General features: G+C 70.6%; 23 protein-coding genes. 13 read left to right on the forward strand and 10 right to left on the reverse strand.

Annotated elements, in window-relative coordinates:
- Positions 1-28: 28 nt before the first annotated feature.
- The 8 genes from TSH58p_RS30405 (at position 29) to TSH58p_RS30440 (ending at position 12,658) form a co-directional block, all read left to right on the forward strand.
- Complete coding sequence (locus TSH58p_RS30405; RefSeq protein WP_109067888.1) at positions 29-3,217, forward strand: efflux RND transporter permease subunit; 3,189 nt, start codon at positions 29-31, stop codon at positions 3,215-3,217.
- A gap of 189 nt (positions 3,218-3,406) precedes the next feature.
- Positions 3,407-3,862 carry a hemerythrin domain-containing protein gene (locus TSH58p_RS30410; RefSeq protein WP_109067889.1) on the forward strand — a complete coding sequence of 152 codons (456 nt, stop codon included), beginning with the start codon at positions 3,407-3,409 and terminating at the stop codon, positions 3,860-3,862.
- A 120-nt stretch (positions 3,863-3,982) separates the two neighbouring features.
- Complete coding sequence (locus tag TSH58p_RS30415; protein WP_109067890.1) at positions 3,983-4,867, forward strand: helix-turn-helix domain-containing protein; 885 nt, start codon at positions 3,983-3,985, stop codon at positions 4,865-4,867.
- A gap of 184 nt (positions 4,868-5,051) precedes the next feature.
- Positions 5,052-7,205: a TonB-dependent siderophore receptor gene (locus tag TSH58p_RS30420; protein ID WP_109067891.1), complete on the forward strand. Its 2,154-nt coding sequence runs from the start codon at positions 5,052-5,054 to the stop codon at positions 7,203-7,205.
- A 49-nt stretch (positions 7,206-7,254) separates the two neighbouring features.
- Positions 7,255-8,049, forward strand: coding sequence for an ABC transporter ATP-binding protein (locus TSH58p_RS30425; RefSeq protein WP_109067892.1), 795 nt, complete (start codon positions 7,255-7,257; stop codon positions 8,047-8,049).
- A complete protein-coding gene (locus tag TSH58p_RS30430; RefSeq protein WP_109067893.1) occupies positions 8,046-8,942 on the forward strand; it encodes an iron-siderophore ABC transporter substrate-binding protein in 897 nt (298 codons plus the stop codon). Before TSH58p_RS30425 ends, TSH58p_RS30430 begins: the two co-directional genes overlap by 4 nt.
- Positions 8,935-10,923: a Fe(3+)-hydroxamate ABC transporter permease FhuB gene (gene fhuB / locus TSH58p_RS30435; protein WP_247873807.1), complete on the forward strand. Its 1,989-nt coding sequence runs from the start codon at positions 8,935-8,937 to the stop codon at positions 10,921-10,923. The genes TSH58p_RS30430 and fhuB overlap by 8 nt, the downstream gene beginning before the upstream one ends.
- Before the next feature lie 58 nt (positions 10,924-10,981).
- Positions 10,982-12,658 (forward strand): ABC transporter ATP-binding protein, encoded by a 1,677-nt coding sequence (locus TSH58p_RS30440; protein WP_109067894.1) that lies wholly within the window; start codon positions 10,982-10,984, stop codon positions 12,656-12,658.
- Positions 12,659-12,703: 45 nt separating this feature from the next.
- Here TSH58p_RS30440 and TSH58p_RS30445 read toward each other — a convergent pair whose 3' ends face one another.
- A complete protein-coding gene (locus TSH58p_RS30445; RefSeq protein WP_109067895.1) occupies positions 12,704-12,940 on the reverse strand; it encodes a DUF1858 domain-containing protein in 237 nt (78 codons plus the stop codon).
- A gap of 71 nt (positions 12,941-13,011) precedes the next feature.
- On the reverse strand, positions 13,012-13,725 hold the full coding sequence (locus tag TSH58p_RS30450; RefSeq protein ID WP_109067896.1) for a Crp/Fnr family transcriptional regulator: 714 nt from the start codon (positions 13,723-13,725) through the stop codon (positions 13,012-13,014).
- Positions 13,726-13,934: 209 nt separating this feature from the next.
- Between TSH58p_RS30450 and TSH58p_RS30455 the strand changes: the two genes are divergently transcribed.
- From TSH58p_RS30455 to TSH58p_RS30475, 5 genes are all read left to right on the forward strand, one after another.
- Complete coding sequence (locus tag TSH58p_RS30455; RefSeq protein WP_109067897.1) at positions 13,935-14,447, forward strand: DUF2249 domain-containing protein; 513 nt, start codon at positions 13,935-13,937, stop codon at positions 14,445-14,447.
- A gap of 131 nt (positions 14,448-14,578) precedes the next feature.
- The gene (locus TSH58p_RS30460) at positions 14,579-15,226 is read left to right on the forward strand and encodes an SCP2 domain-containing protein (protein WP_109067898.1); all 648 of its coding nucleotides are present in this window, start codon (positions 14,579-14,581) and stop codon (positions 15,224-15,226) included.
- A 4-nt stretch (positions 15,227-15,230) separates the two neighbouring features.
- Positions 15,231-16,229, forward strand: a complete 999-nt coding sequence (locus TSH58p_RS30465) for a peptidase U32 family protein (RefSeq protein ID WP_109067899.1) — start codon at positions 15,231-15,233, stop codon at positions 16,227-16,229.
- Between the two features lie 12 nt (positions 16,230-16,241).
- Positions 16,242-17,150 (forward strand): U32 family peptidase, encoded by a 909-nt coding sequence (locus TSH58p_RS30470; protein WP_109067900.1) that lies wholly within the window; start codon positions 16,242-16,244, stop codon positions 17,148-17,150.
- A gap of 112 nt (positions 17,151-17,262) precedes the next feature.
- Positions 17,263-17,631 (forward strand): cytochrome c family protein, encoded by a 369-nt coding sequence (locus TSH58p_RS30475; RefSeq protein ID WP_199230007.1) that lies wholly within the window; start codon positions 17,263-17,265, stop codon positions 17,629-17,631.
- Between the two features lie 173 nt (positions 17,632-17,804).
- Here TSH58p_RS30475 and TSH58p_RS30480 read toward each other — a convergent pair whose 3' ends face one another.
- Genes TSH58p_RS30480 through TSH58p_RS30515 form a run of 8 tightly spaced genes read right to left on the reverse strand, consistent with a single transcriptional unit; the run spans position 17,805 to position 24,495 of the window.
- Entirely contained in the window at positions 17,805-18,851 is a 1,047-nt protein-coding gene (locus TSH58p_RS30480; RefSeq protein ID WP_109067901.1) for an NnrS family protein, read from the reverse strand.
- Positions 18,852-18,879: 28 nt separating this feature from the next.
- Entirely contained in the window at positions 18,880-19,593 is a 714-nt protein-coding gene (locus TSH58p_RS30485; RefSeq protein ID WP_109067902.1) for a cyclic nucleotide-binding domain-containing protein, read from the reverse strand.
- A 22-nt stretch (positions 19,594-19,615) separates the two neighbouring features.
- Positions 19,616-19,813, reverse strand: a complete 198-nt coding sequence (locus TSH58p_RS30490; RefSeq protein WP_109067903.1) for a twin-arginine translocase TatA/TatE family subunit — start codon at positions 19,811-19,813, stop codon at positions 19,616-19,618.
- Between the two features lie 27 nt (positions 19,814-19,840).
- Positions 19,841-20,827 (reverse strand): FAD:protein FMN transferase, encoded by a 987-nt coding sequence (locus TSH58p_RS30495; RefSeq protein WP_109067904.1) that lies wholly within the window; start codon positions 20,825-20,827, stop codon positions 19,841-19,843.
- The gene (locus TSH58p_RS30500) at positions 20,824-21,435 is read right to left on the reverse strand and encodes a nitrous oxide reductase accessory protein NosL (protein ID WP_109067905.1); all 612 of its coding nucleotides are present in this window, start codon (positions 21,433-21,435) and stop codon (positions 20,824-20,826) included. Before TSH58p_RS30500 ends, TSH58p_RS30495 begins: the two co-directional genes overlap by 4 nt.
- On the reverse strand, positions 21,435-22,265 hold the full coding sequence (locus TSH58p_RS30505) for an ABC transporter permease (RefSeq protein ID WP_040137444.1): 831 nt from the start codon (positions 22,263-22,265) through the stop codon (positions 21,435-21,437). The genes TSH58p_RS30500 and TSH58p_RS30505 overlap by 1 nt, the downstream gene beginning before the upstream one ends.
- Positions 22,262-23,131 (reverse strand): ABC transporter ATP-binding protein, encoded by an 870-nt coding sequence (locus tag TSH58p_RS30510; RefSeq protein WP_109067906.1) that lies wholly within the window; start codon positions 23,129-23,131, stop codon positions 22,262-22,264. Before TSH58p_RS30510 ends, TSH58p_RS30505 begins: the two co-directional genes overlap by 4 nt.
- The gene (locus tag TSH58p_RS30515) at positions 23,128-24,495 is read right to left on the reverse strand and encodes a nitrous oxide reductase family maturation protein NosD (RefSeq protein WP_109067968.1); all 1,368 of its coding nucleotides are present in this window, start codon (positions 24,493-24,495) and stop codon (positions 23,128-23,130) included. Before TSH58p_RS30515 ends, TSH58p_RS30510 begins: the two co-directional genes overlap by 4 nt.
- Between the last annotated feature and the right edge of the window lie 32 nt (positions 24,496-24,527).

The raw sequence follows: 24,527 nt of genomic DNA on the forward strand, positions 1-24,527 counted from the left end.
CTCCATGCCGCCCGCTGGGAAGGCCATCATGAACATCTCCAAATTCTTCATCGACCGCCCGATCTTCGCGGGCGTGCTGTCGGTGGCGCTGTTCCTGGCGGGAGCGATCTCGCTGTTCCAGCTGCCCATCTCCGAATACCCGGAAGTCGTTCCGCCGTCCGTCGTCGTCCGCGCCCAGTTTCCGGGCGCCAACCCCAAGGTCATCGCCGAAACGGTCGCCTCCCCGCTGGAGGAGCAGATCAACGGCGTCGAAAACATGCTGTACATGCAGTCGCAGGCCAACAGCGACGGCAACATGGCGCTGACCGTGACCTTCCGGCTGGGCACCGACCCGGACAAGGCGCAGCAGCTCGTGCAGAACCGGGTGGCGCAGGCGTTGCCGCGCCTGCCGTCCGACGTGCAGCGGCTGGGCGTGACGACGGTCAAAAGCTCGCCCACCCTGACCATGGTCGTGCATCTGCTGTCGCCCAACGACCGCTACGACATGACCTACCTGCGCAACTACGCCATCCTGAACGTCAAGGACCGGCTGAGCCGGATCTCCGGCGTCGGCGAGGTGCAGGTGTGGGGCGCCGGCGACTATTCCATGCGCGTCTGGCTCGACCCCAACAAGGTCGCGCAGCGCGGCCTGACCGCGTCCGACGTGGTGGCGGCGATCCGCGAGCAGAATGTCCAGGTCGCGGCGGGCGTCATCGGCGCCTCCCCCTCCCTGCCCGACACGCCCCTGCAGCTCTCGATCAACGCGCAAGGCCGCCTGACGACGCCGGAGGAGTTCGGCGCGATCATCCTGAAGACCGGTGAACAGGGCGGCGTCACCCTGCTGCGCGACGTCGCCCGCGTCGAGCTGGCGGCGGCGCAGTACGGCCTGCGTTCGCTGCTCGACAACAAGCCGGCGGTGGCGCTGGGCATCAACCAGTCGCCGGGCGCCAACGCGCTGGCCATCTCCGACGCCATCCGGGCGACCATGGCCGATCTCAAGGCCGACATGCCGGACGGCGTCGATTACAGCATCGTCTACGACCCGACGCAGTTCGTCCGCTCCAGCATCGACGCGGTGATCCACACGCTGCTGGAAGCCGTCGCCCTGGTCGTGCTGGTGGTCATCGTCTTCCTCCAGACCTGGCGCGCCTCGATCATCCCGCTGCTGGCGGTTCCGGTGTCCATCGTCGGCACCTTCTCGCTGATGCTGGGCTTGGGCTATTCGATCAACGCGCTGTCGCTGTTCGGCATGGTGCTGGCCATCGGCATCGTCGTGGACGACGCCATCGTCGTGGTGGAGAACGTCGAGCGCAACATCGAGAACGGCCTGTCGGCCAAGGAAGCGACCTACCGCGCCATGCAGGAGGTCAGCGGCCCGATCATCGCCATCGCGCTGACGCTGGTCGCCGTCTTCGTCCCGCTGGCGGCCATGAGCGGCCTGACCGGCGAGTTCTACAAGCAGTTCGCGATGACCATCGCGATCTCCACCGTCATCTCCGCCTTCAACTCGCTGACCCTGTCGCCGGCCCTGGCGGCCGTGCTGCTGCGCGGCCACGACCAGCCGCAGGACTGGCTGACCCGCGCGATGAACAAGGTCTTCGGCGGCTTCTTCCGGCTGTTCAACCGGGTCTTCCACCGCGCCTCGACCGGCTACGGCCGCGGCGTCGGCGGGGTGGTGCGGCACAAAGGGCTGATGATGCTGGTCTATGTCGGGCTGCTCGGCGTCACCGTGCTGCTCGGCCGCACCGTGCCGATGGGCTTCGTCCCGGCGCAGGACAAGGAATACCTCATCAGCTTCGCCCAGCTTCCCAACGGCGCCTCGCTCGACCGGACGGAGGCGGTGATCCGCGAGATGACCGACATCGCCCTGGCCCGCCCCGGCGTGCAGAGCGCCGTCGCCTTCCCCGGCCTGTCGGTCAACGGCTTCACCAACAGCTCCAGCGCCGGCATCGTCTTCGTCACGCTGAAGCCCTTCGCCGAGCGCAAGGACCCCTCGCTGTCGGCCGCCGCCATCGCCGGTGATCTGCAGAAGCGCTACGCCGGGCTGAAGGAGGCCTTCGTCGCCATCTTCCCGCCGCCCCCGGTGATGGGCCTCGGCACGCTGGGCGGCTTCAAGTTGCAGATCGAGGACCGCGGCGCGCTGGGCTACGAGGCGCTGAACGCGGCGGTCGGGTCCTTCCTCAAGAAGGCCATGGAAACGCCGGAGCTGGGGCCGGCCTTCTCCAGCTACCAGATCAACGTGCCGCAGCTCGACGTCGATCTCGACCGCGTGAAGGCCAAGCAGCAGGGCGTGCCCATCGGCGAGGTGTTCGACACCATGCAGATCTATCTGGGCTCGCTCTATGTGAACGACTTCAACAGCTTCGGCCGCGTCTACCAGGTCCGCGTCCAGGCCGACGCGCCCTTCCGCGCCGAATCCGCCGACATCGGCCTGCTGAAGACGCGCAACGCCCAGGGCGACATGGTGCCGCTCTCCTCGCTGGTCACCGTCAAGCAGAGCTACGGGCCGGAGATGGTCGTGCGCTACAACGGCTACACCGCCGCCGACATCAACGGCGGCCCGGCTCCCGGCTATTCCTCCGGTCAGGCGCAGGCGGCGGCGGAGCGCATCGCCCATGAGACCCTGCCGCGCGGCGTGCGGTTCGAATGGACCGACCTGACCTATCAGGAGATCCTGGCCGGCAACGCGGCGCTGTGGATCTTCCCCATCAGCATCCTGCTCGTCTTCCTAGTGCTGGCCGCCCAGTACGAGAGCCTGACGCTGCCGCTCGCCATCCTGCTGATCGTGCCGATGAGCCTGATGTCGGCGCTGGCCGGGGTGTGGCTGACGGGGGGCGACAACAACATCTTCACCCAGATCGGCTTCATGGTGCTGGTCGGCCTGTCGGCGAAGAACGCCATCCTGATCGTCGAGTTCGCCCGCGAGCTGGAGCATCAGGGGCGCAGCGTGGTGCAGGCCGCCATCGAAGCCAGCCGGCTGCGGCTGCGGCCCATCCTGATGACCTCCATCGCCTTCATCATGGGCGTGGTGCCGCTGGTCACCTCGACCGGCGCCGGCGCCGAGATGCGCCACGCGATGGGCGTGGCGGTGTTCGCCGGGATGATCGGCGTCACCCTGTTCGGCCTGATGCTGACGCCGGTCTTCTACGTCCTGCTGCGCACGATGGTCGGGGCCGGCAAGCCGGCGGCGGTGGCGCCGTCCGGTCCGGCCCTCGCCCACGGGCATGGGGACGACTGAGCGTCCCTGAGGGAACCGTCGCCTTAGACGTGGCGGGGAGCCGGGGCCGAAAGCCCCGCTCCCCGCCGCGCCGTTTCTCCGCCGACCCTCCCCCTGCTTGCTCTGGCGCAACGATCGGCGAAGGTCCAGCCGGCACTCTCGTCTTCAAGCACCGCCCATCCGCTGGCGGCCCCGGTTGGAGACTCCATCATGTCCAGTGCAGCCATCAGCACCACCCTGTACCGCCATCACCACGCCACCGTCGGTCAGCTCGTCGGCCGGATCGATTTCCTGCTGGCGGCGCCGTCCCCGGCGGCGAACGCCGCCGCCCTCGCCACGGCGGTCCGCGACCTGTTCGGCGTGTTCACCGTCCACCTGTCGCTGGAGGACAGCGCGCTCTATCCGCGCCTGCTGGCCCACCCCACCCCGGCGCTGCGGGCCACGGCGGCGCGCTTCCAGGCCGAAATGGGCAGCCTGCGGGCGCGCTTCGACCGCTACCGGGCGAGCTGGCCCGGCCCGCTGGCCGTGTCCAAGGACCCGGAAACCTTCGTCCGCGAGACGCGCGAAGTGGTGACCGCCCTGAAGCACCGCATCGCCCGCGAGGATCTGGAGCTGTACGACGTCATCGACCGCGCCGCCCTCGCCGGCAAGACGGCCAACCGCTGAGCGGGGTCGGACGACAAGTAAGAATGCGACTTGTTCGCAATTGCTTATTGCCCTATAGGTCTGGCGGCTCGGGGGAGAATTCCGAAGGTCTGTTCAATCCGGTGGCTGGGAGGCCGATCCATGCCGTTCCATCCCAGAATGCAAAGCAGCACGGAAGGGATCACCATCCTCGGTGACCTTCAGTGGCGCGCCTGGAACGGGATGATCGCCGACATCTGGAACGTCGCCTGCGACCAGAACGGCCAGGGCGAGTATGTGTCCGAGGCCCCGCGGCTGGTCGTCGTCCTCGATCAGGTGGGGGATGGCGGGCTGCACGTCACGGCCTCGCCCGGCCGCGGCGAGGCCGGCCGGCTCAGCCGGCGCGAGCCGCTGAGCTATGTGCCCGCCGGGCTGCGGGTGTGGTCGCGCACGGTGAACGTCCGCCGGCTCACCCATCTCGACCTCCATTTCGACATGTCCGTTCTGGGAAGCCGCTTCATGGACGGGCCGGACGTCCGGGGCATGGACCGGCCGCGGCTGAACTTCGCGGATGACCGCCTGTTCGCTCTGGCCCGCCTGATCGCGGCGGAATGCCGGACGTCGGCGAACCTGCACGACCTCTACGGCGAGAGCCTGATGGCCGCGCTGTTCGTCGGCCTCGCGCAGGCGGAACCCCTCGCCGAGCGCAAGAGGGGGCAACTGCCGCCGCGCCAGCTGAAGCGGGTCACCGACTACATCGAGGAGCATTGCGGCCGACCCATCCGCCTGCAGGAGCTGGCCGAGCTGACCGGCCTGTCCACCACCCATTTCTGCACCGCCTTCAAGGCCTCGACCGGTCTGCCGCCCCACAAGTGGCAGATGCGGGTCCGCGTGGAGCGGGCCAAGAGCCTGCTGACCGGATCGGACACGACTCTGGCCGCGGCCGCGGTGATGGCGGGCTTTTCCGATCAGGCGCACCTGACGCGCGTCTTCCGCCAGATCGTCGGCACCACGCCCGCCGCGTGGCTGCGCAGCCAGACCGGCTGAGCCGGGGCATCGCCCGACGCACCCTGGGACCGACGAATGCCGGAAGATCGTCCAACCCATCCAAAGACCGTTCAATCGCGCCCTTTCATGCACATGCTAATCATTCGCAACAACGCAGGCTCTTTGGGACCCGCCGGTCCGAAGGCGTTTCGCGGATGCCGCATACAGTCCGAGGCCGATTGCGATGAGTGATATTTCGAACAAGCGACTGACCCGCTTCCTCTTGAACGGCACGGCGCTCGCCGCCCTGCTGATGCCGGCGCTCGCCCAGGCGCAGGACGCGACCGCCCCGGCGGTCCTGGCGCCCGTCACGGTGGAGGGCAGCCGGAGCGCCGACACCGCGACCAGCCCGGTCCGCGGCTATGTGCCCGGCCGCTCGGCCACGGGGTCCAAGACCGACATTCCGCTGGAGGCGGTTCCGCAGTCCGTCTCGGTGATCGGGCGCGAGGAGATGGACGACCGCGGCGCGCAGAAGGTGGACGAGGCGCTGCGCTACACCCCCGGCATCTTCAGCCAGCCCTTCGGCCCGGACAGCGACACCAACTGGATCTTCATCCGCGGCTTCCAGGCGACGCAGACCGGCATCTACCAGGACGGGCTCCAGCTCTACAGCTACGGCTTCGGCGGCCAGTTCGTGGACAGCTACACGCTGGAGCGGATCGAGGTGCTGCGCGGCGCCTCCTCCGTCCTCTACGGCGGCAGCAACCCCGGCGGTCTGGTGAATTACGTCACCAAGCGGCCCGGCGACACGCCGGTGCGCTCGGTCGAGGCGGGGATCAACCAGCACGGCACCGCCCATCTCGGGCTGGACGTCGGCGGCGCCATCGACCCGACGCTGAGCTACCGGCTGACCGGACGGATCGCCGGCGGCGACAGCTACACCGACTTCGCGGACGGCTTCCGCGGCACCATCTCGCCGAGCTTCAAATGGTCGCCGAACGACCGCAACACGCTGACGGTGCTGACCAACTACACCGACATCGACGAGACGCACAACGGCGGCGCCTTCCTGCCCTATGTCGGCACGGTGAAGCCGGCCCCCTTCGGGCGCATCGACCGCAAGGCCAACTTCACCGAGCCGGACATCGACACCTACCGGCGCCGTCAGGCCTCCGTCGGCTACGAGTTCGAACACCGCTTCGACAACGACCTGACCTTCCGCCAGAACGCCCGCTACGGCTACAGCCGGGTCCACGAGGTCTCAGTCTATCCCTACGGCTACAACGCTTTCTCGGCGGTGCCGACCGACCCGAACAACCTGCTGTCGCGCATCAATTTCGAGCACACGACCAAGGTCAACACCTTCCTGATCGACAACCAGCTCGAATCCAGGTGGCAGACCGGCCCAGTCGCCCACACGGCGCTGGTCGGCGTCGATTACAAGTATTTCAAGATGGATCAGGTGCAGGCGTCCGGCTCGGCCACGCCGATCAGCGCCACCAACCCCGTCTACGGCGCCGCGCAGGGCCAGCGCTTCTCCTACATCGACCAGGAGCTGACGATGGGTCAGCTCGGCGTCTATCTGCAGGACCAGATGCGCTTCGGCCAGGGCTTCCTGGTGACGCTGAACGGGCGCTACGACATCGCCTCGACCGACGCCGACGGCACGCCCGCCTACGACGGCAAGGACGGGAAGTTCAGCGGGCGCGCCGGTCTGGCCTACGAGTTCGCCAACGGCGTGACGCCCTATGTCAGCGCCTCCACCTTCTTCAACCCGGTGCTGGGATCGTCGGCGGCGGCCGGCGTGTTCAAGCCGGAGACCGGCCAGCAGTACGAGGTCGGCGTCAAGTACCGTCCGGCCTGGATGGACGCCATCTTCACCGCGGCCCTGTTCGACCTGACGCGCACCAACGTGGTGACCGGCCCCTTCAACGCCGAGACCCAGCTGGGCGAGGTCAATTCGCGCGGCATCGAGCTTGAGGCCAAGGCCAACATCACGCCGAACCTGAAGGCGGTCGCCTCCTTCACCGCGCTCGACCTCGACATCAAGAAGGACGCCAACCCGGCGCTGATCGGCAAGACCCCCTACATCGTGCCGCAGGTCCAGGGCTCGGCCTTCCTCGACTACACCTTCCGGGAGAGCGCGCTGGACGGCGTGTCGGTGGGCGGCGGCGTGCGCTACGTCGGCTCGTCCTGGGCCGACAACGAGAACACGCTGAAGGTCCCCGCCGCCACCGTCTTCGACGCGCGGATCGGCTACAAGCCCGCCGCCTGGGGCGTGAACCTCGCCGTCACCAACCTGTTCGACAAGGAGTATGTGGCGAGCTGCCAGACCCAGTTCTCCTGCGGCTACGCCGAGGGGCGGACCGCTCTGCTGACCGTCAATATGACGTGGTGATGTGAACCCCCTCTCCCCTCCGGGGAGAGGGACGTAAAGGCGAAGAGTGATGACCAGCCCAGACCAGACCCAGCCTCTCTACGACCTTGACGGCGTGAGCTTCTCCGTTGCCGGGCGGGCGATCCTGTCGGGATTGTCGCTGCGGCTGGAGCAGGGGCGGATCTATGGGCTGGTCGGCCCCAACGGATCGGGCAAGAGCACGCTGATCCGCCTGCTGGCCCGCCAGCAGCCGCCGGGCGGCGGAACCATCCGCTGCCTGGGGGCGGACCTTACGCGGATCGGCGACCGCGACTTCGCGCGCACCGTCGCCTACATGCCGCAATTCACCCCGCCCGCCGAAGGCATGACGGTGCGCGAACTGGTGGCGCTCGGCCGCTTTCCCTGGCACGGCGCGCTCGGCCGCTTCGGGGCGGAGGACGCCGCCAAGGTGGCGGAGGCCATCGCCGAAACCCACCTCGACGCCTTCACCGACCGGCTGGTGGACAGCCTGTCGGGGGGCGAGCGGCAGCGCGTCTGGCTGGCCATGATGCTGGCGCAGGACACGCGCGGCCTGCTGCTCGACGAGCCGACCTCGGCGCTGGACATCGCCAGCCAGGTCGAACTGCTGGGGCTGGTGCGCCGGCTGAGCCGGGCGCGCGGCATCGGCGCGGTCATCGTGCTCCATGACATCAACATGGCGGCCAGCGTCTGCGACGAGATCCTGGCGATGCGCAACGGCGCGCTGATCGCCCAGGGCACGCCGGACGCCATCATGACCGGCGAGACGCTGGGGGCCATCTACCGCCTCGCCATGACGACCGTCCCGCACCCGGTGACCGGCAAGCCGATCGGTTGCGTGCTGTGACGGGACGCGCGACGATCACCCGCCGCCACGCGCTGGGCCTCGCCGCCGGAGCGCTGCTGCTGCCCAGTCTTGGACGGGCCGCGTCGGGGCGGCGGGTCGCCGCCATCGACTGGGCGGGGCTGGAGACGGCGCTGGCTCTTGGCATCGTGCCGGTCGCCGCGACCGAGCTGATCCAGTTCCGCAAGGTCGTCGTCGAGCCGGAGGTTCCGGACCCGGTGATCGACCTCGGCCTGCGCGGCACGCCGAATTACGAGGCGCTGACGCTCGCCGAACCGGACCTCATCCTCACCTCCAACTATTACGAGGAGCAGCGGGCCAGCCTGGAGCGGGTGGCGGAAACCCTGTCGCTGCCGATCTATCTCCCGGGCGTGCCGCCCTACCCGCTCGCCGCCGAAGCGGCGCTGACCCTCGGCCGGGCGCTGGGGCGTGAGACGGAGGCCCGCGCCTTCGTCGCCGGGGCCGACGCGGAGATCGCCCGGCTGGGCGAGTCCCTGCGCGGCGCCGTCCGCCGCCCGGTGCTGGCGATCAACTTCGGCGACGCCCGCCATGTCCGCGCCTTCGGCGACGACAGCATGTTCGGCGCGGTGCTCCAGCGGCTGGGGCTGCGCAACGCCTGGGCCTCGCAATCCAGCTACAGCGCCGCGGCACCGCTGGGGATCGAGGTGCTGGCGCGGATGCCGGACGCCATCGCCGTCGTCGTTCCGCCGCTGCCCTCCGACGTGGTGCGCGGGCTGGACGACAGCGCCCTGTGGCAGGCCCTGCCGATGGTGCGGGAGAAGCGGGTGAGCGTGATCGGGCCGGTCAACCATTTCGGCGGGCTTCCGGCCGCCCTGCGCTTCGCCCGCCTCGTCACCGCCGCCCTGCTGCGGCCGGAGACCGCCCGCCATGGCTGAGCGCATGGGAGTCAACCGCATCCTGCTGTGGAGCGGGCTGGCGCTGGCCGCCGCCGCTCTGTCGGTCCGGCAGATCGCCGGGCACGCCGTGGCACCTTCCATGCCCCTGCCGCCGGACGCGGCGTGGCTGGACGGCGTCATTCTCTATCACAGCGTGCTGCCGCGCATCGCGGTGGCGCTGGTCGCCGGGGCGGCGCTCGGCCTGTCGGGGCTGCTGCTCCAGCGCGTGCTGCGCAACCCGCTGGCCGAGCCCTCGACGCTCGGCGTGTCGGCGGGCGCCCAGCTCGCCCTGACGCAGGGGATGCTCTACGCCCCGGCGCTGATGGACGGCGCGCGGGAGGGGGTGGCGCTGGCCGGCGGGCTGGCGGCGGTCGGGCTGATCCTCGCCATGACGTGGCGGCGCGGGCTGGAGCCGGTGGCCGTCGTGCTGGCCGGCATGATGGTCGCCCTGACCGCGACGATGGGCAGCGCCGCGCTGATCCTCGCCAACGGCGAATACCTCTTCTCCATCTTCATCTGGGGCGGCGGGGCGCTGGCCCAGCAGAGCTGGGGGCCGACGCTGACCATCGCGGTCCGGCTGCTGATCGGCGTCGGCGCCGCTTTTCTGCTGATGCGCCCGCTGGCCATCCTCGGGCTGGACGACGCCAGCGCCCGCAGCCTCGGCGTCGCCCTGAACGCCACGCGCTTCGGGGTCATCGGGGTCGCGGTCTGGCTGGCGGCCAGCGTGACGGCGGAGGTCGGGGTGATCGGCTTCGTCGGTCTGGCCGCCCCGGCGCTGGCGCATCTCAGCGGCGCGCGGACCCAGGGCCAGAGGCTGGTCGCCGCCCCGCTGATCGGCGCGCTCCTGCTCTGGCTGACCGACGGGCTGGTGCAACTCCTGGCCGGGGTGGACGGGGAGCGTGTGCCGACCGGTGCCGCGACGGCGCTGCTCGGCGGCCCGCTGCTGCTCTGGCTGCTGCCGCGCCTGCGCATGTTCGAATGGCCGTCGCTGAACAGCCGTCCCGCGCCGTCGCGCCGCAGCCCGCACCCGTACCGGCTGATCGCCCTGTTCGCCTTGTTCAGCGCCATTGCCGTGGGCCTCGCCCTGACGGTCGGCTACGGGCCGGGCGGCTGGACGCTGTCCACCGGCCCGCTGCTCGACACGCTGCTGGGCTGGCGCGGCCCGCGCGTCGTGGTCGCGGCGGCTGCGGGGGCGATGCTGGCCGCCGCCGGGATGCTGTTGCAGCGGGTGACCGCCAACCCGCTGGCCAGCCCGGAAATCCTCGGCGTCGGCACCGGGGCGGGCGTCGGGCTGACCGCCGCGCTGTTCCTCGTCACTGCCCCCGGCTTCGGCCTGCAGCTCGCCGCGTCGGCGGCGGGGGCGGTGCTGACGCTGGCCGCCATGCTGGCCCTGTCGCTGCGCGCCGGTTTCGGGCCGGAGCGGCTGCTGCTGGCCGGGATCGCGATGAGCGCCCTGTGCAGCGCCGTCCTGACCGCGGTCATCGCCACCGGCTCGCCGCAGGCCTTCACCCTGCTGCGCTGGCTGAGCGGTTCGACCAACGAGGCCGGTCCGGGCGATGCCTGGTTCTGCGCCGGGGCGGCGGCTCTTCTGCTGGCCGCCCTGCCGCTGACCGCCAAGTGGCTGGAGATCCTGCCGCTGGGCGACGTGACGGCGCGCTCCGTCGGGGTGCCGGTGCGGCGCTGCCGCGTCCTGCTGGTGCTGCTGGCCGGGCTGCTGACCGCGGCGGCGGCGCTGTTCGTCGGACCGCTGAGCTTCATCGGCCTGATCGCGCCGCACCTCGCCCGGCTGGCCGGGCTGGGCCGCCCGCTCGACCAGGGGTTCGGGGCCGTTATCATCGGCGCCGGGCTGATGGTGGTGTCGGACTGGCTGGCCCGCACCGTCGCCTTCCCCTATCAATTGCCGCTGGGCCTGTTCGCGGCGCTGCTCGCCGGCCCCTATCTGGTCTGGCTGCTCGGCCGGTCCAACGCCCGGACACCGTGACCCGTTTCGTTTTTCCCTCTGCCGTTCACCCTTCTGCCGTTCCGCAATGAGAAGAGCCATGCTCCGCCGTTTCCTCTCCTACTACCGACCCTTCACCGGCCTGCTGGTCCTCGACATCGTGTGCGCCGTCCTGTCGGGCCTGCTGGAGCTGGGGTTCCCGATGGCCGTGCGCGCCTTCGTGGACCAGCTCCTGCCGACCCAGGACTGGCCGCTGATCGTCGCCGCCACGGTGGCGCTGCTGGCGATCTACATGGCGAACGGCGGTCTGATGGCCATCGTGACCTACTGGGGCCACATGCTCGGCGTGAACATCGAGACGGAGATGCGCCGCAAGAGCTTCGACCATCTGCAGAAGCTCTCCTTCAGCTTCTACGACAACAACAAGACGGGCCATCTCGTCGGGCGGGTCACCCGCGACCTGGACGAGATCGGCGAGGTGGCGCACCACGGCCCCGAGGACCTGCTGATCGCGGTGATGACCTTCGTCGGCGCCTTCACCCTCATGGCCATCGTGCATCTGCCGCTGGCGCTGATCACCGCGGCCATCGTTCCGGTGATCGCCTTCGTGACCAGCCGCTACGGCGGGCGGATGACGAAGAACTGGCAGTCGCTTTATTCCCGCGTCGGCGACTTCAACGTCCGCATCGAGGAGAATGTCGGCGGCATGCGGGTGGTCCAGGCCTTCACCAACGAGGACCACGAGCGCAAGCTGTTCGCCGAGGACAACGCCCGCTACCGCAGCACCAAGCTCGCCGCCTACAAGATCATGGCGGCCTCGACGACGCTCAGCTACATGAGCATGCGGCTGATCCTGATCGTGGTCATGCTGACCGGCGCCCATTTCGTGCTGGTGGGCGAGCTGACCCAGGGCGGATTCTTCGCCTTCCTGCTGCTGGTCAACACCTTCTTCCGCCCGATCGAGAAGATCAACGCGGTCATCGAGACCTACCCCCGCGGCATTGCCGGCTTCCGCCGCTACACCCAGCTGCTCGACACCCAGCCGGACATCGCCGACGCGCCCGACGCCGTGCCGGCCCCGCCGCTGAAGGGCGACATCCGCTACGAGGGCGTGTCCTTCGGCTACGACCCGGCACGCCCGGTGCTGAAGGGCATCGACCTGACGATCAAGGCCGGCTCCACCGTCGCCTTCGTCGGGCCGTCGGGTGCGGGCAAGACGACGATCTGCTCGCTGCTGCCGCGCTTCTACGAGGTCATGGCCGGGCGCATCACCATTGACGGCAAGGACATCCGCGCCATGACGCTGGCGTCGCTGCGCCGGCAGATCGGCATCGTGCAGCAGGACGTGTTCCTGTTCGGCGGCACCATCCGCGAGAACATCGCCTACGGCCGTCTCGGCGCCGGCGACGCGGAGATCATGGAGGCGGCGCGGCGGGCGCATCTCGACGGGCTGATCGCCTCGCTGCCGGAGGGGCTCGACACCATCATCGGAGAGCGCGGCGTGAAGCTGTCCGGCGGGCAGAAGCAGCGCCTGACCATCGCCCGCATGTTCCTGAAGAACCCGCCGATCCTGATCCTCGACGAGGCGACCTCCGCGCTCGACACCCAGACCGAGCGGGAAATCCAGAAGTCGCTGATGGAGCTGGCGGAGGGGCGGACCACCCTGGTCATCGCCCACCGTCTGGCGACCATCCGCAACGCCGACGAGGTCTATGTCGTCGGCACCGGGGGCGGGCTTCAGCGCATCACCCACGAGGAGTTGGCGGCGCGCGGCTGATCGCGCGGCAGGCTTTTGCGCGGCAGCCTCCCTCGCACGGCGGTCTCAGCCTTCGGCGGCGATGGCCCGGGCGAACTCGTCGAGCAGGGCGTCGGTGTCCAGGCCATAGTCGTCCGCCACCTCGGCGATGGTCTGGAAACGCGCCATCGGGCAGCCGGGACAGGCCATCCGGTGCTTGAGGAAGACGGAGATGGTCGGCGGCCAGCGCTCCAGCACATCCTCGACAAGGTCGGAGGACGAGGGCAAGGCCGCGGTGGCTGAGGGTGTCGGCGGGGCGATCATCCCGGCACCCTGGCACACCGGAACGCGCGTCTCTTTGCGCCCGCGCAAATGGAACGAAGGGTCCGCCCCGCCTATGCCTCCGGCTTGGGCAGGTCCTCGGCGATGGCGACCAGGGCGTGCGGCTGGCGGATCGTCACCTGCTGGCGCCCGCCCTCGACGATCCCCTGCCCTTCCCAGCCGCTGAGGATGCGGCTCACCGTGTGCAGCGTGGTGCCGGTCATCTCCGCGATGTCCTGGCGGGACAGCGGGAAATCGATCTCGACGCCGTTCCCGACCCGGCGGCCCGCCTGACGGACCAGGCGCAGGAGCGCGTGGGCGACGCGCCGCTCCACCCGCTCGGTGGACAGCTCGCGCAGGCGGGTCTGCACCTCCTGCAGGCGGCGGCCGACGACGTCCAGGGCGTTCAGCGCGATGCGGGGGTAGCGCTCCATCAGCTCGCCCATCGTGGCGGCGGTCCAGTGGACGCCGACGCAATCGACCATGGCGAGCGCGTCGGCGGGGTAGATGCCGCCCGAAAAGACCGCCGCCGTGCCGAACATCTCTCCAGCGCCGATGTAGCGGACCACCAGCTGCTGCCCGTCGGCCCCGGTCTGGACGATCTTGACCCGCCCGTCGATCAACGCGTGGCAGAGGGCCGCCCGGTCGCCCTGGGAAAAGATGGTGGTTCCCTTCTCGATCCGCCGGGTGTGGGCGGACCGGACGATCTCCGCCAGGGCCGCGGCGTCCAGACCGGAAAACAGCCGCAGGCCACGCAGAACGGCGGGATCGGGGGCAAGCGGCGTCATTGGACCATCCTCGAAGGCAAGGCCGCGCCCGACCACCCCTGCGGGAAGCCGTCACGGAAAAGTTGCCTCACACCATGACCGCCCGCGCGCCGCGCCGCAACCCGCCTGCGCTCAAGTCGGGACCAGGGTCTCAGTTTGTCCTGGAACAAAGAGCTGATCGGACCGGCCCTTTAGGCTTGCCCCACATCGCAACCCTCCGGACCTCCCCCATGCAGATCGCCGAACAGTCCAACGCGGCCGAGCCGGTCATCGACGTCCAGTCCATTCCGCCCCACCAGCGTCATCCACTGATCCTCCAGGCCACGCAGGATCTGGCGCCGGGCCGCGGCTTCGTGCTGGTCAACGACCATGACCCGCGGCCGCTCTCTCTCCAGATCCGGGCGCTGTTCGGCGACGCGGTGAGCTGGACCTACCTGGAGCGCGGGCCGGAGCGCTGGCGGGTGCGCATCGGACGGCCCGACTCCGGCACCGCCCCGGCCACCTCGCTGCGGGTGCTCATCGGGCGCGGCGGGCAGGCCAGCGCGGTCGCCGCCGAGACGCCGCTCGGCGTGGCGGACGGCGGGCTGGTCTGCGAGATCACCGACTGCCCGCCGGGCACCACCGCCGAACAGGTCCTCGACCTGATGCAGGGGGTCATCCCGCCGGCCGGGCAGCTTCACCTGCCCTACGACCGGCTGGTCGCCCGGCGCTCCGGCTCCTGCTGCGGCGGGATGTGCGGCTGATCGCCCCAGGCGGCGTTTCGGGACCTTGGGCTTGACCGTCATCAAGGATGGTATGACCACCGGGCTGTATTGCCGAAGCCCGGCGGGCTCCGCCCGCCACACGACCATTCCGAAGGGAAGGAGACAGGCGTATGCGCGATCCCGGATTCATGGTTCAGGATCAGGCCCAGGAGATGGCCCCGGACACCCGTGCCCGCGACGTCGAAGTCCAACTGACGCGGGCCGGGCTGGGGCTCGCACGACGGCTCGGCGACGGCGCCGGCGGCCTGCTGTTCGACCGGCTGCTGCGGATTCTGGAGGCGCGCCACCCGCGCGCCTTCACCGCCCTCGGCGAACTGCCCGACGCCCGGCTGCTCATCGATCCGGTTGATGCGCCCGCCGCCCTGCTGCTCCGCGTCGGCCCCACCCTCGCCCTGCGGGTCTGCGACCGCACCGCCGAGGCGGAGGCCACGGTGCGCGGCCCCTGCGCGCGGCTTCTCGACCTGCTGGAAGGGCGCATCGACGGCGACGCGCTGTTCTTCCGCCGCGAACTGTCCATCGAGGGCGACACCGCGCTGATCCTGGCGCTCCGCAACACGCTGGACGGCGAAGAGATGGACCTGTTCGGCGACGTCGCCGCTGCGGCCGGTCCGCTGCGGCACGCCCTGCCCGTGGCGCGGCGCAACGCCGGACGGGCGCTCGACCTTCTCGCCGCGGCGCGCCGTTTCGCCCCGCCGCCGGTGCGCTGGGGCATGGCCGTCCTGGAGCGGCGGCTCATCGGTCCGCGGCAGGGAGCGTGACGGCATGGGGTCCTTCGAACTGATCTGCCCGGCGGGCAATCCCGCCGCGCTGCGCGCCGCCGTGGACGCGGGCGCCGACGCCGTCTATCTGGGCTTCCGCGACGAGACCAACGCGCGCAACTTCCCCGGCCTGAACTTCTCGCGGCCGGAGCTGGCCGAGGCCATCGCCTACGCCCACGCGCGGTCCGTCCAGGTCTTCGTCGCCATCAACACCTACCCCCAGGCCGGCAACCTCGCCCCCTGGCAGCGCGCGGTGGACGACGCCGCGCGGCTGAAGGCGGACGCGGTCATCCTCGCCGACCTCGGCCTGCTCGCCTACGCGGCGGAGCACCATCCCGACCTGCGGCTCCACCTGTCGGTGCAGGCCTCCGCCGCCAACGCCGAGGCGATCCGGCTCTACCGCGACGCCTTCGGCGTGCGGCGGGTCGTGCTGCCCCGCGTGCTGACCGTGCCGGAGATCGCCCGGCTGAACGCCGAGGTCGACGTGGAGACGGAGGTCTTCGTCTTCGGCGGCCTCTGCCCGATGGCGGAGGGGCGCTGCTCCCTGTCCTCCTACGCGACCGGGCTGTCGCCCAACAAGCAGGGCGTCTGCTCCCCCGCCAGCCACGTCCGCTACGAGCCGCGCGGCGACGCGCTGGCCTCCCGCCTCGGCGGCTTCACCATCAACGTGTTCGGCGCCGGGGAGCCGGCGGGCTACCCGACTCTGTGCAAGGGCCGCTTCGTGCCCGGCGGCGGCACCTCCGCCGATCCGGCCTATCTGTTCGAGGAGCCGACCAGCCTCAACGCGCTGGCCCTGCTGCCGGAGCTGAAGGCCGCCAAGGTCTGCGCCCTGAAGATCGAAGGCCGCCAGCGCGGCAAGGCCTACATCGCCGCCGTGGTCGGCGCCTACCGCCGGGCGCTGGACGCGTTCGAACGCGGGCTGCCCGTGCCGGCGCTCGACCTGGAGGCCATGGTCGAGGGCGGGGCCCAGACCACCGGCGCCTACACCCGCGCGTGGCGCTGAGGAGTTGCGTTCATGAAACCCACCCTGACCCTTGGCCCCGTCCTGTTCAACTGGCCGGCGGAGCGCTGGCGCGACTTCTACGCCCGCATCGCCGACGAGGCGCCGGTGGACGCCGTCGTCGTCGGCGAGATCGTCTGTTCCAAGCGCGCCCCCTTCCTCGCCCCGGTCATGGACGAGGTGATCGCCCGTCTGGCCGCCGCCGGGAAGGAGGTCTGGCTCGCCAGCCCGATCCTGGTGGGCAGCGACCGGGAGCGTGCCGCGATGCGCGACCTCGTGGAGAGCGACCTGCTGCCGGTCGAGGCCAACGACATGGGCGCGCTGGCCCTGCTGGAGGGGCGCCGCCACGCCGTCGGCCCCTTCATCAACAGCTACAACGAGGCGACGCTGGCCTGGCTGGCCGGGCGCGGCGCCGTCGCGGTGTCGCTGCCGGCGGAGCTTCCCGCCGCCGCCGTCGCCGTGATGGCGAAGACGGGGGCGGCGCTCGGCCTGTCCATGGAGGTGCAGGTGTTCGGGCGCGCGCCGCTCGCCATCTCCGCCCGCTGCTACCACGCGCGGGCGCACGCGCTGCACAAGGATGGCTGCCAGTTCGTCTGCGCCAACGACCCGGACGGCATGCCGGTCAGCACCGTCGACGGCCAGCCCTTCCTGTCGGTCAACGGCACGCAGACGCTGTCGCACGGCTATCTGGCGCTGGCGGCGGAGATCGACCGGCTGCGGGCGATGGGCATCCGGCGCTTCCGCCTGTCGCCGCAGGACCTCGACATGGTTGCCGTCGCCAGGGCCTTCCGCGCCGTTCTGGACGGCGAGCGCAGCGGGCAGGACGTGATGGCGGAGCTGCGCGGCATGACCGCCGTCCCGCTGGAGAACGGCTTCTTCCACAACATGGCGGGTGCGGCCTACGCCGACGCCCCGGCCGCCTGACGCGTCCGCCATCCGCCCGCCATCCGATGTCCGCCGGACCGCCTCTCCCGCGCGGCCCGGCTGACTTTTGAGTCCGCTGAAACTTTTGAGTCCGTTGAACGAGGAAACCCCTATGAAGCGCATGTTTGCCCTGCTCGCCTTCGCGCTGGCCGCGTCGTCCCCCGGCCTTGCCGCCGCGCAGGACGCCGCCGCCGGTGAGAAGGTGTTCAACCAGTGCAAGGCCTGCCACACCATCGAGGCCGGCGGCCCGAACCGCGTCGGCCCCAACCTGCACGGCGTCGTCGGCCGCAAGGCCGGCTCCGTCGAAGCCTACAAGTACTCCGACGCCATGAAGAACGCCGCGGCCTGGGACGAGGCGACGCTCGACGCCTATCTGGCGGACCCCAAGAGCGCCGTCCCCGGCAACAAGATGGCCTTCGCCGGCGTGAAGAACGAGCAGGCCCGCAAGGACCTGATCGCCTATCTGAAAAAGAACAGCTGACGACATCGTCGCGTTTCCTTGGCGGCTTGACCGCCGTCAAGGATGGGAGGGCAACCAGCCGCCAGGATAACCGCACAATCGTTCACCGATTGCGTCCCCGCTGGACGTTGTAACCTCCCGTTTTTCTGCCCCCTTCAAGCCCATCGGCGCAAAGCCGGTGGGCTTTTTTCCGCTCAGGGGCGGCCACGGAGGAGAAGGCGGCCGAAAGCGGCCAGGAACAGGACCGCCGCCGCGCTCCAGGCGCCGGCCGCAGCCAGCAGCCACCGCGAACCATCCTCCCCCGCCACCGCGGCAACCGCCCTCACGGCAACGGCGAGACCGATCAGCGCGTAGCAGCCCGTCACCACCGCCGACCGCGCGAAGGCGTTCCCGGCGTGCTTGCGGATCATGCTCGACATCACCGCGAATCCCATCAGCCCGAGCGCCCCGACCGTCCAGAGATGGACCGCCATGCCGGGCGCCGCCGCCACGGCGGCAAAACCCAGCGGGACGCCGGCGTAGGCGGCGTGCACGGCGAGGACCGATGGCCGGTCGAGCGTCCGCCAGCCCCGCCATTGCAGCAGCCGGACCGTCTGCATCAGCGCGGCGAGGAGGCTTGCGGCGGCCGTCGTTCCCGAACCCGGTTCGCTCAACCAACCGGCCAGGGCGCAGGCCGCGGCCAAGGCGGCGGCGCGTTCGAACCAGGGGCGCTCGGTGAACAGCGCCGCTTTGCCGGACAGGCCCAGATGGGTGGCGGTCAGGCTCGGCGCGATGCGCCCGCCCAGCACCATGACCAGCCCGAGCGACAGCGCCAAGGCGGACGGGACGGCGTCGCACAGGGCGGCCCCGGCCAGCGCTCCGACCAGGGCCGCGACGACGGCGTTGCGCCGGTCCCGCGCGGCGGCGATCTGTGCGGTCACGAGAAGGGCAAGCGCGGCGAGGAACGGCGCGTGCGCGGCGGCCACCCAGGGCGACAGCGCCCGTCCCGACAGCCAGAGGGGCACGAGGAATGGCCAGAGGCGCGCGCCGACCAGGGGGCGCCCGGTCCAGCGCGGCAGGGCGGTGCGCAGGAATCCCGCCATCATCGCCGGCAGCGTGCCGAACAGCAGCGCCCGCCCGTGCCACCCCGTCGGGTCGGCGATCACGCCGGACACGTCCCACCCCAGCAGGGCCGGCACCCACAGGCCCACCGCCAGCAGCGCGTCCAGCGCGGTCAGCAGAAAGAACGGACGGAACGGCACCGTCAGGCCCTGTTCCGTCCGTTCCCGGTCACGGGTGATGGCCGTTCAGTGGACCGACGTTGCAATGCCGCCGCAGCTGCTCGACCGACCGCACCCGGACGGTGTTGCCGGTGACGTGAAGCTGGTGCGGGGACAGCTTGGTGAAGGTGCGCGACAACTGCTCCGGCGTCATGCCGAGGCGGCTGGCCAACACGCGCTTGCTGACCGTCAGTTCGACCGTCGCACCATCCTCCGCCTCGTCCCGAGGCGACGGATCGACCTGCGACAGGATGAAGGCGGCGAGCCGCTGGGTCGTCGTGCGCAGCTTCAGATTCTTGACCTCGCGCACCAGCCCGCGGCACTGCCCGACCAGCGTGCTCATCACCCGTAGCGCCAGCGCATGGTCACGGGCGACCTGCGCGCGCAGGACGGGAGCCGCCAGCATCAGAATCCGCGACGGCTCCAGCGTTCGCGCCGACATCAGATAGGGCGCGTCGGCCAGCACCGCCGCCGGGACGAAGCAATCGCCGGGGCGCACGATGTCGATCACCGTCTCCTGCCCCACCTCGTCGCAGCCGGCCAGCATCGCCGTGCCCTCGACGAGGATGTGAAGGAAATCGGGGATCTCGCCTTCCGCGAACAGCCGCGTCTCGCGCGGGAACCACTGGAGAAGCGCGCCGTAGGTCAGCGCCTCCAGGGTCTCGTTGGCGACGCCCTCCAACAGCGGGAGGCCGCGCATCAGCGTCAGGGCGCCTTGTCTCATCGTCCCGGCTCTGGTGTCGCGGTCAGGCTTCGGAGGCGGGCTTGCGCGACGCCTCGACCAGGACGGGGCCGGAGTCTGAGTCATCGTCCTTCAGGCCGGCCTTGAAGGACTTCACGCCCTTGGCGAGGTCGCCCATGACCTTGGGCAGCTTGCCCGCCCCGAACAGCAGCAGGACGAGCAGCAGGACGATGGCCCAATGCATCAGGCTGAAACTTCCCATGACGATGGTCTCCTGGGTGAAGAACGGTCAGGCGCGCAGCGCGAGGACGCTGCCGTCGCGGCGGGTGAGCCGGGCGGCGGTGCCCGGAAAGCGGTCGAGAAGGACGGCGGCCCGCGCTTCCGGCGCGACCGACAGGGCGGTGGACAGGGCGTCGGCGGTGGTGGCGTCGGGGGCGAGCACCGTGACCGCCAGCCACTCCCGCGCGCAGCCGCCCGTCGCCGGGTCGAACAGGTGGGTGAAGCGCCCGGCGGGATCGAAGGGCGTGCCGTAGCCGCCCGACGTCGCCACCGCCCGGTCCGCGATCTCCAGCGTGTCGGAGTTGCGGCCATCCACGAGCGGGTCGGCGAGGCCGACCGACCAGGGGCGGCCCGAGGGATGATGGCCGAGCGCGCGGATTTCGCCCAGATCGACCAGCACGTCGGTCATGCCCTCCGCCCGCAGCCGTTCGGACACGCGGTCGGTGACGTAGCCCTGGGCGATGCCGTTCAGCGTCACCGCCATGCCGCGCCCGGCGAAGGCGACGCGGCCCGGCTCGACGCGGAGCTTGCGGTGATCGACCAGCTCCCTGGCGGCGCGGACGGCGGCGGACGGCGGACCGGCGGGATCGGCGCCGGGACGGGCGAAGTGACCGGCGTAGAGCTGCCACAGCGGCTGCACGGTCGGGTCGAAGGCACCGTCGGTGCGGCGGCTGAAGGCCGTGGCCTCGGACAGCAACCGGACGAGATCGGCCGGCGGCGCGTCCAGCACGCCGTCGCGGTTCAGGCGGGCCAGCGCGGAATCCGTCCGATAGAGGCTGAAGACCCGTTCCAGCCGCGCGACCTCCTCCAGGCACAGGGCGATCAGCCGGTCGGCCTCGACGGGGTCCGGGTGGGCCAGCTGGATCATGGAATCCGCGCCCAGCGCGACGCCCCGCCACGTCCGCACCGGCACGCCCGCCGCCCGGAGACCGCCCGGCAGCAGCGCCAGTCCGGCGGCCACCGCGGCGATGCCGAGAAAGCGGCGGCGGGTGGTCATGGCGTGCCTCCATGCCCGGCGCCGTGACCGCCACCATGGTTGCCGCCATGATTGCCGCCCTGCTCCGCCGGCTCGTCGGCGGCGGTCTGTTCCGAGGGAAGCGTGGGGTGGAGGATCTCGTCCTCGGTCACCTCGGTGAAGCGCTTGACCGTGCCGCCGTTGTCGGCGGCGAAGCGGCGGGCGGCGACCTCGTCGCCGAAGGGGAAGGGCTCGGCCTCGCCCATGCCGCCGCGTTCGCGGCTGCCCACCACGTACCAGGCCTTGCGCGCCTCGATCCAGACCGTCAGGTCGGGCTTGCGCGGGTCGGCGGCCTTGCCGACATCGGTGACGTAGATGGCGCGGACGTCCTTCGCCTCCTCCGGCAGCATGGTGAAGGCGAAGGTGTCGCGGACGGAGGACAGCCAGACCGGGCGGTCCCGCCCGCCGACCAGGATCTGCCCCTTCGGGCCGGGATGGTCGGCGAGGTTCATGCCGCAGTAATGGCCGATCGCGTCGGCGGTGATGGCGACGGGCGGCGGCGGGGCGGTCTCCGCCTTCTGCTGCTGGCAGGCGGACAGCGGCAGCAGCAGGCAGGCCGCCAGCAGCGTGGCTCTCAGGGAGGTGTTCATCAGATCTGCCTTCTGGAAAAGAGGACGGCGGCCAGCGCCAGCGGTGCGGCGACCCAGCCGGCCAGCACGGCCAGCAGGACGGAAGCCGACACCTGCACCTGCGCGGCCAGCCCGGCGGTGCCGGCGAACTGGCTGACGCTCTTGAAGCCGGTCAGGTTGAAGAGGCGGAAGGCGTCCGCCGGGTTGGCGAGCAGCAGCCCGTTCAGCAGGCCGGCGTTCACCGTCTTGCCGCCGTCGGCCACCAGCAGCCCCAGCAGCGCCATGTCGTAGAGCAGGACCAGCACCAGCCAGATCGCCACGGCGATGCCCGCCGCCGTGCCGCGGTCGCGGACCAGCGTGGAGGCAAGGTAGCCCATGGCCGTGAAGGCGGCGCCCAGCAGGACGCTCGACCCGATCATCGCGGCGAAGGCGCGCCAGCTCTCCGGCCCGATCTCGGTCCCGCTCATCGCCAGCGCCACCCCGGCGGCGCCGTAGCCCAGCACGGTGGCGAAGGCGATGATCGCGGCGTGGCCCAGGAACTTGCCGATCAGCACCTGCCAGCGCGCCACCGGGTAGGACAGCAGCAGAGTCATGGTGCCGCGGTCGATCTCGCCCACCACCGCGTCGAAGGACAGCAGCAGCGCGATCAGAGGCAGCAGGAAAATGGTCAGGCTGGACAGGCTGACGATGGTCACCTCCACCCGGCCGACGCCGACCGTGCCGGTCGGGGCCGCTCCCAGGAAGCTCAGCGTCAGGGCCAGCGCCGCCATCAGCAGCGTGGTGGCGACGACCCAGCGGTTGCGCAGGCCGTCGCGCACCTCCTTGGCGGCGATCGTCAGAAGCGTGTTCATTCCGCAGCCTCCCGGCGCAGGAAGTGGGCGTACATCTCGTCCAGGCTGGGCTGGAGAACCTCGATGTCGGCGATCTCCGGGCCTTCGCAGGCGATCTGGCGGAGCGTCGCCACCTTGTCGTCGTTGGCGCAGGCCGTCTCCACGACCTCCCCGGACGGCAGGGTCAGGCGGATGCGCACCGGCAGCTGCGCCAGCCCGCGCAACGTGGCGAGCGAGCCGTCGGCGACCTTGCGCCCGCGGTTCATCACCACCACGCGGTCGGCCTGCCCCTCCAGCTCGGTCAGGGCGTGGCTGCACAGCAGGACGGTGGTGCCGGCGTCGCGCAGGTCGCGCACGATCTCGTAGAAGCTCTGGCGCAGCGCCGGGTCGAGGCCGGTCGTCGGCTCGTCCAGGAACAGCACCTTCGGCCCGCCGAGCAGCGCCTGGGCGAGCGCCAGCCGCTGCCGCATGCCCTTCGAATAAGTGCCGACGCGGCGCTTCACGGCGGCGGGCTCCAGCCCCACGCGATCGAACAGCGCGTCGTTGCCGTCGCGCGGCACCCGCTTCAGCCGGGCGTAGAAGTCCAGCGTCTCGCGCCCGGTCATGCTGGGGTGGAAGGCGACGCTTTCCGGCAGGAAGCCGACCTGCCGGCGGATGTGCGAGGCGGCGGCACTCGCCGGGTCGCCGCCCAGCACGCGGACGCTGCCGGCGGTCGGCGTGGTCAGCCCGAGCATCAGCTTGATCAGCGAGCTTTTGCCGGCGCCGTTGTGGCCGACCATGGCCACGCATTCGCCGGGGGCGAGGTCCAGATCCACCTCGCGCACGGCGAAGGCGTCGCCGTAGCGCTTGGAGACTCCCTCCACACGGATGGTCGGTGTGTCGGTCATTGGGCGTTCCTTTCCGCCGTTTGGGGCAGCGCCGGAGACGGCGGCGGGCTCATCAGCGGGGCGCTGTCGATCACGCCGCCGGGGTGCAGCGCCGGGAACTGCTTCTGCGCCCAGCGGATCACCTGCACGCCGGGGCTGTTCATCAGCAGCTTCGCCGCCGGATAGGCCCACATCACGCGGTCGACGACGTCGTTGGGGCGGTAGGCCTCGTCGGCGATGCCGTCACCGTTCAGGTCGAAGGCCGCGTTGTCGGACCAGTAGTTGCCGCGGCCCTTCTCCGACCAGTCGAGGTGACGGGTCCCGACATACTTGACCTGGGTGCGGTTGTTGATGAAGGCGTTGCCGGTCAGCGTGTTGCGCTCCGACCCGGCGGTGAAGTGCACGCCGATCTCGCAGCCCTCGAACCGGTTGCCGGTGAAGCGGTTCTTGTTGGCGTTGTAGATGAAGACGCATTTCCAGGTGCCGGTCCTGTGGCCCTCCGTCGGGCCGTCGGTCGCCACCGGCATGTCCTTGTCGGCGGCCACCTCCACCGGCGCCGCCTGTTCGGGCGACAGAGCACCGTCGATCACGTTGCTCTCGATGAGCGCGCTGTTGGCGTAGTTCAGCAGCATCCCGTGCTCCCGGTCGCCCTGCGAGCGGTTGTTCCGGATCACGAGGTTGTTCGAGTACATGATCGCGTAGCCGACATGATTGCCGACCGACAGGTTGTCCGACACCTCGGAGTCGTTGGTGTACATGTAGTGGACGGCGAAGCGCACCCGTTCGAACCGGTTGCGGGCGAACAGGTTCTTCTTCGACGTCGTGGTGAAGATGCCGTCGCGCCCGTCCTGGACGCTGTTGTCCACCACCTGCGTGCCCGGCGCGTTCCACAGCTGGATTCCGTTGCCGCGTTCGGACACCCGCAGGTCCGTGCGCCCGGCCACGTCGTTGCGGCTGACCATCACGTCGTGGGCGCCCCAGACATAGATCCCGATCAGGTTGTCGCGCAGCCGGTTGCCCTCGATGACGCCGCGGTGCGCCTCCTTGCCCAGGAAGATGCCGGTGTTCTGTTCGAACAGGCTGATGCCGGAATTGCGGACCTCGACGTTCCGCACAGTCACGTCGGGAGCGAAGACCGTCACGGCGTTCCCCTCCCCTCCCCCGTCGATGACGGCGCCCGGCTCGCCGAGCAGCGTGACCGGCGTCCGGACCACGACGGGGCCGGGGTGCGTGCCGGGGGCGAGGACGAGCGTGTCGCCGGGCGCCGCCGCGGCGAGCGCGCCGCCCAGCCCGCCCGGCGCCACCGTCACCGTGGCGGCGCAGGCCGTCCCGGCGGCGAAGGCGAGCGCCGTGGCGAGGAGGGGGAGTGGGGAGTGGTGGGGCATCTGATACATCCTGGTCCAGGGCTGTTGCCCCA

Origin of the sequence: Azospirillum sp. TSH58, from assembly GCF_003119115.1 — a bacterium.
Classification (GTDB): domain Bacteria; phylum Pseudomonadota; class Alphaproteobacteria; order Azospirillales; family Azospirillaceae; genus Azospirillum.

Coding starts and splice junctions, on each gene's coding strand:
- TSH58p_RS30425 (WP_109067892.1), top strand. CDS start 7,255: ATGACCAGCCCAGACCAGACCCAGCCTCTCTACGACCTTGACGGCGTG.
- TSH58p_RS30410 (WP_109067889.1), top strand. CDS start 3,407: ATGTCCAGTGCAGCCATCAGCACCACCCTGTACCGCCATCACCACGCC.
- TSH58p_RS30490 (WP_109067903.1), bottom strand. CDS start 19,813: ATGGGAAGTTTCAGCCTGATGCATTGGGCCATCGTCCTGCTGCTCGTC.
- TSH58p_RS30455 (WP_109067897.1), top strand. CDS start 13,935: ATGCAGATCGCCGAACAGTCCAACGCGGCCGAGCCGGTCATCGACGTC.
- TSH58p_RS30465 (WP_109067899.1), top strand. CDS start 15,231: ATGGGGTCCTTCGAACTGATCTGCCCGGCGGGCAATCCCGCCGCGCTG.
- TSH58p_RS30445 (WP_109067895.1), bottom strand. CDS start 12,940: ATGATCGCCCCGCCGACACCCTCAGCCACCGCGGCCTTGCCCTCGTCC.
- TSH58p_RS30475 (WP_199230007.1), top strand. CDS start 17,263: ATGAAGCGCATGTTTGCCCTGCTCGCCTTCGCGCTGGCCGCGTCGTCC.
- TSH58p_RS30510 (WP_109067906.1), bottom strand. CDS start 23,131: ATGACCGACACACCGACCATCCGTGTGGAGGGAGTCTCCAAGCGCTAC.
- TSH58p_RS30405 (WP_109067888.1), top strand. CDS start 29: ATGAACATCTCCAAATTCTTCATCGACCGCCCGATCTTCGCGGGCGTG.
- fhuB (WP_247873807.1), top strand. CDS start 8,935: ATGGCTGAGCGCATGGGAGTCAACCGCATCCTGCTGTGGAGCGGGCTG.
- TSH58p_RS30500 (WP_109067905.1), bottom strand. CDS start 21,435: ATGAACACCTCCCTGAGAGCCACGCTGCTGGCGGCCTGCCTGCTGCTG.
- TSH58p_RS30440 (WP_109067894.1), top strand. CDS start 10,982: ATGCTCCGCCGTTTCCTCTCCTACTACCGACCCTTCACCGGCCTGCTG.
- TSH58p_RS30460 (WP_109067898.1), top strand. CDS start 14,579: ATGCGCGATCCCGGATTCATGGTTCAGGATCAGGCCCAGGAGATGGCC.
- TSH58p_RS30495 (WP_109067904.1), bottom strand. CDS start 20,827: ATGACCACCCGCCGCCGCTTTCTCGGCATCGCCGCGGTGGCCGCCGGA.
- TSH58p_RS30420 (WP_109067891.1), top strand. CDS start 5,052: ATGAGTGATATTTCGAACAAGCGACTGACCCGCTTCCTCTTGAACGGC.
- TSH58p_RS30450 (WP_109067896.1), bottom strand. CDS start 13,725: ATGACGCCGCTTGCCCCCGATCCCGCCGTTCTGCGTGGCCTGCGGCTG.
- TSH58p_RS30415 (WP_109067890.1), top strand. CDS start 3,983: ATGCCGTTCCATCCCAGAATGCAAAGCAGCACGGAAGGGATCACCATC.
- TSH58p_RS30515 (WP_109067968.1), bottom strand. CDS start 24,495: ATGCCCCACCACTCCCCACTCCCCCTCCTCGCCACGGCGCTCGCCTTC.
- TSH58p_RS30505 (WP_040137444.1), bottom strand. CDS start 22,265: ATGAACACGCTTCTGACGATCGCCGCCAAGGAGGTGCGCGACGGCCTG.
- TSH58p_RS30485 (WP_109067902.1), bottom strand. CDS start 19,593: ATGAGACAAGGCGCCCTGACGCTGATGCGCGGCCTCCCGCTGTTGGAG.
- TSH58p_RS30470 (WP_109067900.1), top strand. CDS start 16,242: ATGAAACCCACCCTGACCCTTGGCCCCGTCCTGTTCAACTGGCCGGCG.